This is a genomic window from Streptomyces sp. NPDC056480 (genome assembly GCF_042795405.1).
Taxonomy (GTDB): Bacteria; Actinomycetota; Actinomycetes; order Streptomycetales; family Streptomycetaceae; genus Streptomyces.
In genome coordinates, this window is record NZ_JBHTSA010000045.1 from 57100 (window position 1) to 63884 (window position 6785).

Genomic DNA, 6785 nt, shown 5'->3' on the forward strand with positions numbered 1-6785 from the left:
GGGCCGGCCCTCCGGACGGCCCCGCCTCCGGCCGGACCCCTCAGGCCCGGCAGCCCACCGGGTGGGCGATGTCGACCACGAAGCGCTCGGGCGAGTGCAGCCGGAAGGTCTTGTAGACGGGTTTGGTGTCGAAGGCGGCTCCGATGGTGACCACACCCTCGAAGTCGCCGGTCAGGGCGACTCCCTTGAGCGCGGGCAGATGGATCTTCAGCAGCCGGGGTCCCTGGTAGACGGACCTTCCGGCGTCGTCGTGGGCGGCCGCGGGGGAGAGGCGGATCTCCAGGAACTGCTTGCCCGCCAGCGGGACGCGCCCGCCCGAGCCGTCGTAGTGCAGCGCGCCCACCTGGTGCACGGTGACCGGGGGCATGGCACCCCGTACGTCGATCACGAGCCGGTCGAAGGTCGCGTGGCCGCCCCAACGGGCGTTGACGACCAGGGCCGTGGCCTGCGTCTTCGAGAGCGGGGCGGTCGAGGCGCCGGCCGGGATCGTGGCGCCGATCCCGGCGGTCAACAGGATTCCCGCGGCGACGGCCGCGAGGGTGTGACGGTGATGCATGACGTCCCCCAATTTCTCCTGCTCCGGGGACAGTGGTGTCACTGACAGAGACATCCACCCAGACCATATGGTTCCACCTGATAGGAGGTAAATCTCCTCATTTCGGTTTGGTGTGGGTGTGCGTGCGGGCGCGCGCGTGGTGGCCGGAGCCGGCGCCGTTCGTCCGGATCCGGCGGAGCCCGTAACTCCTCGGCCGCTCAGCAGTTGACCAGGGCATGAAGAAGCGCAGCATGCTCGCCATCGCCTCCCTCGCCGCAGGCGTCGTCACCGCCCTCGTCACGCCTCCGCCGCAGGCCAACGCCGCCGAGAACCCCCTGGGCGGTGCGACCGGCCTCCTCCAGGAGGACCAGGGCGTCGACACCGTCCTCGACACCGTCCAGGGCGCCCAGAGCACCCTTCCCGCTCCCGGCGCCGGCGGGCTGCTCTGACCCGTGCCACCCGCGACGACCGGTGCCCCGCGCCCCCGACGGGCCGCGGGGCACCGGCACGCCGTGACCCGCGAGGAGGCGGCCCGTGCGCGCGCCGTGCGTGACTAATGACAGGATGTCCCCATGAGCGACAACGTTTACTTCGACATCACCATCAACGACGAGCCCGCGGGCCGGATCACCTTCCAGCTGTTCGACGACGTCGTCCCGAAGACGGCGCAGAACTTCCGCGAGCTCGCCACCGGCGAGCACGGCTTCGGTTACGCCGGCTCCCCGTTCCACCGCGTCATCCCGCAGTTCATGCTGCAGGGCGGCGACTTCACCCGTGGCAACGGCACCGGCGGCAAGAGCATCTACGGCGAGAAGTTCGACGACGAGAACTTCAAGCTGAAGCACGACCGCCCGTTCCTGCTCTCGATGGCCAACGCCGGCCCGAACAGCAACGGCTCGCAGTTCTTCATCACCACGATCGTCACCGACTGGCTCGACGGCAAGCACGTCGTCTTCGGCGAGGTCGTCGAGGGCCAGGACCTGGTCAAGAAGATCGAGGGCCTCGGCTCCCGTTCCGGCGCCACCGCCGCGGTCATCAAGGTCTCCGAGTCCGGCATCGTGAAGGCCTGATCGCCTCTCCGAGCTGAGCCGAGGGCGCCCCGCGCGCCCTCGCTCGACCCACCCGGCCGGGGCGGGGGACGCCGTCCGCGCGACGTGCGTCCCCGCCCCCGCCGAGTTCCCCGGCGCTCGCCCGCGCTGCCGTCCGCGAGCCGGCCCCGCCCGTACGCGAGCCTCATCCAGGCCCGTACGCCCGTCCCGTCCGAGCCGTACACGAGCCGCCGTCCTTCAGACGAAGGCGGGCGCGTTCCGTTCCGCCCAGGCCGCGAACGGTCGCGGCGCCCTGCCGAGGACCCGCTCCACATCGGGACTCACCCGCTGCTCCTCCGCGCTGGGCTCGCCCATCACCGACAGCATCCCGTCGACGGCGTCCTCCGGCAGGAACCGAACCAGCCGCGAGCGGGCCTCGCTCGCACTCAGCGCCACGAACGCGACCGGTTCGCCGACGACCCCCGCCAGGGCCCGCGCCTGCTCCCGCGGTGACACCGCCACCGGCCCGGTCAGGACGTACGTCCGACCCGCGTGCGCCGCCGGTTCGCGCAACACCTTCGCCGCGACGCCGGCGATGTCCACCGGGTCCACCACCGGCAGCGCCACATCGGCGAACGGCGCCGCCACCGTGCGCGCGGAACGGACCTGATCGGCCCAGAGGAAGGCGTTGGAGGCGAAACCACCCGGCCGCAGCACGGTCCAGTCCAGCGCCGACTCCCGTACCGCCGCCTCGAACGCACGCAGAATGCCGTGCGACACCGAATCGGGCCGCGTGCCCACCAGTTGCGAGGACTGGAACACGATCCGCCGCACCCCGGCCGCCACCGCCGCCGCGACGATCTGGCGCGGGTCCAGCTCGTCCCCGAGGCCCGCCACGAGCAGGTAGACCGCGTCCGCACCCGCGAACAGCCCCTTGAGGCCGTCCACATCGGCCAGGTCCCCCCGCCGGTGCGTCACTCCCCCGGGCAGCCCGTCGGCCGGCCTACGGCTCACCGCCGTCACCTTCTCACCGGCCGCGGCCAGCAGCTCCACCAGCGGTCGTCCGACGTTTCCGGTCGCTCCGGTCACCACGATCACGGTCTTCCCCTCCAGGGAGTCATCGGCGGAGCGCGAGCGCTCCGCCGTCTTCGTGACCTCATCCTGGAAGGCGAACCGGCCACCTTCTGGCCAGTTTCACGGAGAGACGTCAGCTCTCCTCGCCGAAGCGCCGCTCGAACTTGGCGATCCGGCCCTCGGAGTCCACCGTCCGTGCCTTCCCCGTGTAGAACGGGTGGCTCTCGGAGGAGATCTCGACGTCGATCACGGGGTACGTGTTGCCGTCGTCCCACTCGATGGTCCGGTCGCTGGTCGCCGTGGACCGGGTCAGAAAGGCGTACCCGGCCGAGCGGTCACGGAAGACCACCGGGCCGTACTCGGGCTGCTTGTCCTGCTGCACGTGTCCTCCTCGGGCTCACGCCCTGGCTCGTCCGGCCTGATCGGCACGGCACCCCCAGCCTCCCCGCGCCCACGGCGACGGACCAGTGCCACGGGCCCGACCGGGTGACCGTCAGCCGTGCTCCGGCCGCCGCGCCGCGAGCAGCAGCGCGATGTCGTCCGGGCGGGACGTGACCTGCCTGGCGTCCCGGATCACCCGGTCGGCCGCTTCCGTGAGCGGCATCGAAGTGGTCGCCGCGAGCGCCCGGCGCAGCAGCTCGATGCCGTCGTCGATGTCCTGGCCCGGCTTCTCCACGAGCCCGTCCGTGAACAGCGCGAGCACCCCACCGGGATCCAGCTGCAGCCGTGTCACCGGATACGAGGCACGGACGTCGATCCCCAGCACCATGCCGCCCGCAAGCTCGATCCGCTCCGTCATCCCGTTCGGGTGCATGAGCAGCGGCGGCGGATGCCCGGCCCGAACCGCTCGGAGCTGCCCCGACTTCGGATCGAGGAGTACGTAGCAACAGCTCGCGAACTGCCCGGGATCGAGGTCGATGAGCAGCCGGTTGGTCCCCCGCATCACGTCCTGCGGCCGATGCCCGGCCAACGCGAAGGCCCGTACGGCGCTGCGCAGCTGTCCCATGGTGGCCGCGGCCGCCACCCCGTGCCCCTGGACGTCACCGATGACGAGCGCGAGCCGTCCCCGCCCCGTCTCGATGACGTCGTACCAGTCACCGCCGACGTCCATGCCCTGCGTGCCGGGCAGATAGCGGCCCACCGTCTCCACGCCCTCCCGGACCGGCAGCCGGTGGGGGAGCAGGGCGTCCTGGAGGCCGCGCGCGACGGCCGACTCCGTGTCGTACCGCTGGGCCCGCTCCAGGGCCTGCGCGATGAGGCCCGCGAGCGCCGTGAGGACGGTCCGCTCCTCCGAACTGAACCCGCGTGGCCGGTCGAAGCCGAGGATGCAGGAGCCGACCGGCCGGCCGGAGGCGATCAGCGGCAGGAACGCCCGCGCCCCCGAGTGCGCGTCCAGCGGCAGGTCCGGATACCTGCGGCCCAGCTGCTTCATCGACTCGAAGAACAGCGGCCTGCCCGTCGTGAGCGTCTCCACGCCGGGCACGTGGGCGTCCAGGGCCACGCCGTCGAAGGGTTCGAGGAAGCCCGGCGGGAAGCCCGTCTCCCAGGCCAGGTACAGCCGGCGGTCGCTCAGCAGGTAGATGGCCAGCTGGCGCCCGCCGAACGCCGGAAGCAGCTCCTCCGTCACGACCGCCGACACCTGGCGGGCCGTCACCGCCTCGGACAGCGCGATCGCCAGGGCCACCGGCCGGTACAGGGCCGAGACCTCGTCGTCGGGCAGGGACAGGGTGTCTTCCGTCGGCGCGCCGGTCTTGGGACGGTCCCGGGCGGGCCTGCCCGGGTCGTTCTCCGGCACCAGGACCATGGTCACGCCGTCCCGTCCGGGATGGAGGGAGACCGAAAGCCACTGACTCCGCTCCGGACGGGCCAGGAAGCGCACGGGATCGCCGGAGAGCATCGCGGCGCGGAGCTGCTCCTCGTGGAACGGCAGACCGAACCAGGGCAGGGCCTCCCACAGCGGCCTTCCCGCCAGGGCCCCGCGGGGGCGGCCGAGGAGCCGCTCGGTGCGCTCGTTGACGTAGGTGACGCGTCCGAGGCGGTCGATCGCCAGGATCGCCCGCGGGAGCCGGTCCGTGGCGTCGGAGCCGATCAGACCGGTGCCGAGGTCGACGAGGGTGCAGGTGAGCCGCAGCCCGGTGCTGACGCCGCCGACGCCGAGACGTGGCGCCCCTTCCCCTCCGGCGCCCGAGACCGGTGCCGTGCCCGGTGGAGCCGTACGCGCCCGCGTCGAGACCTCGAGCAGGTGCAGCCCTCCGTCCGGGCCCTTCAGCCGGATCCTGCGCACCACCGGCCTCCCGTCCGGCCCCGTCGCCTGCCGGGCCGCCGCCCACAGCGCGTACCCGTCCTCCGGCTCGAGGAGCGAGGTGAGGACGTCGATCGGGCACGGCGAGGGCACGTCGGCGCCGAGGATCGCCAGCAGGCCGGCGTCCAGCATGACCATGCCGGTGTCGAGGTCCCAGTCGAACGAACCGAAGCGGACCGGCGGCGCGCCCGAGGTGGAGAGCTGTACGCACACCGGGTCGCCCGGCCATTCGAGGGTCGTCCCCTGGCGGGCCAGCTCGGCGAGGGCCTCGCCGAGCTGCAGACCGCCCCGCATCATCCGGTTCCGGTCGCGGGTGTCCACCGGGACTCCGGGAGTCGGCGGCCGCAGCGCCACCAGGACCCCGAACCGCTCGCGACCGGCGACGACCGGCGTGTACAGCGAGGCGAAGGGGAACGGCAGGCTGGCCACCAGCTGCGGAAACCGCCGCATCGCCTCCTCGACGTCATGGAGGTGGACGGCCTGTCCGGAACGGTGGACCTCGGCGATCGGGAAGGGCCGGTTCGTGTGCATGCGAAACCACGGGCGGAACAAGGGACCAGGCAGCCCCACCAGGGCCGCCATCCGCAACAGTCCGGGTGTCCCGGAGCGCAGATACACCCCGCCGGCGTAGCCCCCGACCTCGTCGACCGCCCGCAGTGCCGCCTCGGCGAGCGTCCAGGTCAGAGCGTCGGAAACGGGCCCGTCGGCAGCTCCTTTCCCGGACAGACGCCCGCTACTGCCCGCCGGGCCTGGGGCGGTCGTGCCGTGCGAGGTCACACAGCCAGGATGCGCCTCTCCGGAAAGGCACCGCATCCCGGACCCGTGCCCCCGGCCTCTCAAGGCAAGAGGGGTGTTGACCGCACGCGTCCGCACCGTCACACTCGGTCGTCGACCGGCGCCGCAGGGCGCTACACCACCTCATGACCAGGGGGCAGGATGACGGGCCGGGTTCTTCCGTACGAGGTGCAGGGCGAGGGGCCAAGGCGGGCCCTCCTGCTCCACAACTGGTTCGGCGACCGCACCAGCTTCGCCCCGCTGCGGGCCCATCTGAACGACGCCTCAGGGTCCTACGCCTTCGTCGACTGCCGCGGCTACGGCGAGGCACTCGACCACGCGGGCGCCTACACGATGGAGGAGGTCGCGGCCGACGCGTTCGCCGTCGCGGACGACCTCGGCTGGGACTCCTTCTCCGTCGTCGGGCACTCCATGGGCGGCAAGGCCGCGCAGCTGATGCTCCTCGACGCCCCCGACCGGGTCCGTTCGATCATCGGCATCTCGCCCGTCTCGGCGGCCGGCTTCCCCATGGACGGCGATACCTGGGAGCTCTTCGCCGGCGCCGCCGACACGGCGGCCAACCGGCGCGCGATCATCGACAACACCACCGGCGGCCGCTACGACGACGCCTGGCTGAGCGCCCTCGTCGAGCGCTCCGTCCGGCGCTCCTCGGCGACGGCCTTCCGCGCCTACCTGGACTCCTGGTCGCGCACGGACTTCCATGAGCGCGTCCGTGACAACCCGGCCCCCGTGCTGCTCGTCGTGGGCGCCCACGACCCGGCTCTCGGCGCCGAGGCGATGGAGGCGACCTGGCTGCGCTGGTACCCCAACGCGCGTCTGGAGGTCCTCAAGGACGCCGGTCACTACGCGCCCGAGGAGACCCCGCAGGCGCTCGCCGAGGCCATCGAGGCCTTTCTGGCCGCCTGAGGGACCTTTCGCGGTGGCCCCCGGGGCTTAGGGGCCCGGTGGACCCCCCCGCCCCCGGGCACCCCCCCCGGGGAAGGGGGTGGGTTATAAACCAAATACCCTGCCCACCCCGCTTATAGTGTTTATATAGGGGGTGGGCGGTTGA

The 6785-nt window shown here is 72.4% G+C and carries 7 protein-coding genes; 3 read left to right on the plus strand and 4 right to left on the minus strand.

Features of this window, described 5'->3' with window-relative positions; all coding sequences use genetic code 11:
- Positions 1–40: 40 nt before the first annotated feature.
- Positions 41–556 carry a hypothetical protein gene (locus tag ACFQ79_RS20965; protein ID WP_383585655.1) on the minus strand — a complete coding sequence of 172 codons (516 nt, stop codon included), beginning with the start codon at positions 554–556 and terminating at the stop codon, positions 41–43.
- Between the two features lie 215 nt (positions 557–771).
- On the opposite strand from ACFQ79_RS20965, the gene ACFQ79_RS20970 reads away from it, so the two are divergent.
- Both ACFQ79_RS20970 and ACFQ79_RS20975 read left to right on the plus strand, forming a co-directional pair.
- The gene (locus ACFQ79_RS20970) at positions 772–984 is read left to right on the plus strand and encodes a hypothetical protein (RefSeq protein ID WP_355970260.1); all 213 of its coding nucleotides are present in this window, start codon (positions 772–774) and stop codon (positions 982–984) included.
- A 123-nt stretch (positions 985–1107) separates the two neighbouring features.
- Positions 1108–1605 (plus strand): peptidylprolyl isomerase, encoded by a 498-nt coding sequence (locus ACFQ79_RS20975; protein ID WP_383585659.1) that lies wholly within the window; start codon positions 1108–1110, stop codon positions 1603–1605.
- 216 nt (positions 1606–1821) lie between these two features.
- Here the strand turns inward: ACFQ79_RS20975 and ACFQ79_RS20980 are convergent, their stop codons facing one another.
- The 3 genes from ACFQ79_RS20980 to ACFQ79_RS20990 all read right to left on the minus strand — a co-directional run bounded on the left by ACFQ79_RS20980 (position 1822) and on the right by ACFQ79_RS20990 (position 5716).
- A complete protein-coding gene (locus ACFQ79_RS20980) occupies positions 1822–2661 on the minus strand; it encodes an NAD(P)H-binding protein (RefSeq protein WP_383585661.1) in 840 nt (279 codons plus the stop codon).
- 109 nt (positions 2662–2770) lie between these two features.
- Positions 2771–3019: a type B 50S ribosomal protein L31 gene (locus ACFQ79_RS20985; protein WP_266972627.1), complete on the minus strand. Its 249-nt coding sequence runs from the start codon at positions 3017–3019 to the stop codon at positions 2771–2773.
- A gap of 111 nt (positions 3020–3130) precedes the next feature.
- Complete coding sequence (locus ACFQ79_RS20990) at positions 3131–5716, minus strand: SpoIIE family protein phosphatase (protein WP_383585665.1); 2586 nt, start codon at positions 5714–5716, stop codon at positions 3131–3133.
- A 159-nt stretch (positions 5717–5875) separates the two neighbouring features.
- Here ACFQ79_RS20990 and ACFQ79_RS20995 point away from each other — a divergent pair, with 159 nt between their 5' ends.
- Positions 5876–6640, plus strand: coding sequence for an alpha/beta fold hydrolase (locus ACFQ79_RS20995; RefSeq protein ID WP_383585667.1), 765 nt, complete (start codon positions 5876–5878; stop codon positions 6638–6640).
- Positions 6641–6785: the final 145 nt, after the last annotated feature.

Excerpts from the sequence above, each read along its gene's own strand:
- ACFQ79_RS20965 (WP_383585655.1), bottom strand. The coding sequence starts at position 556 with ATGCATCACCGTCACACCCTCGCGGCCGTCGCCGCGGGAATCCTGTTG.
- ACFQ79_RS20970 (WP_355970260.1), top strand. The coding sequence starts at position 772 with ATGAAGAAGCGCAGCATGCTCGCCATCGCCTCCCTCGCCGCAGGCGTC.
- ACFQ79_RS20975 (WP_383585659.1), top strand. The coding sequence starts at position 1,108 with ATGAGCGACAACGTTTACTTCGACATCACCATCAACGACGAGCCCGCG.
- ACFQ79_RS20995 (WP_383585667.1), top strand. The coding sequence starts at position 5,876 with ATGACGGGCCGGGTTCTTCCGTACGAGGTGCAGGGCGAGGGGCCAAGG.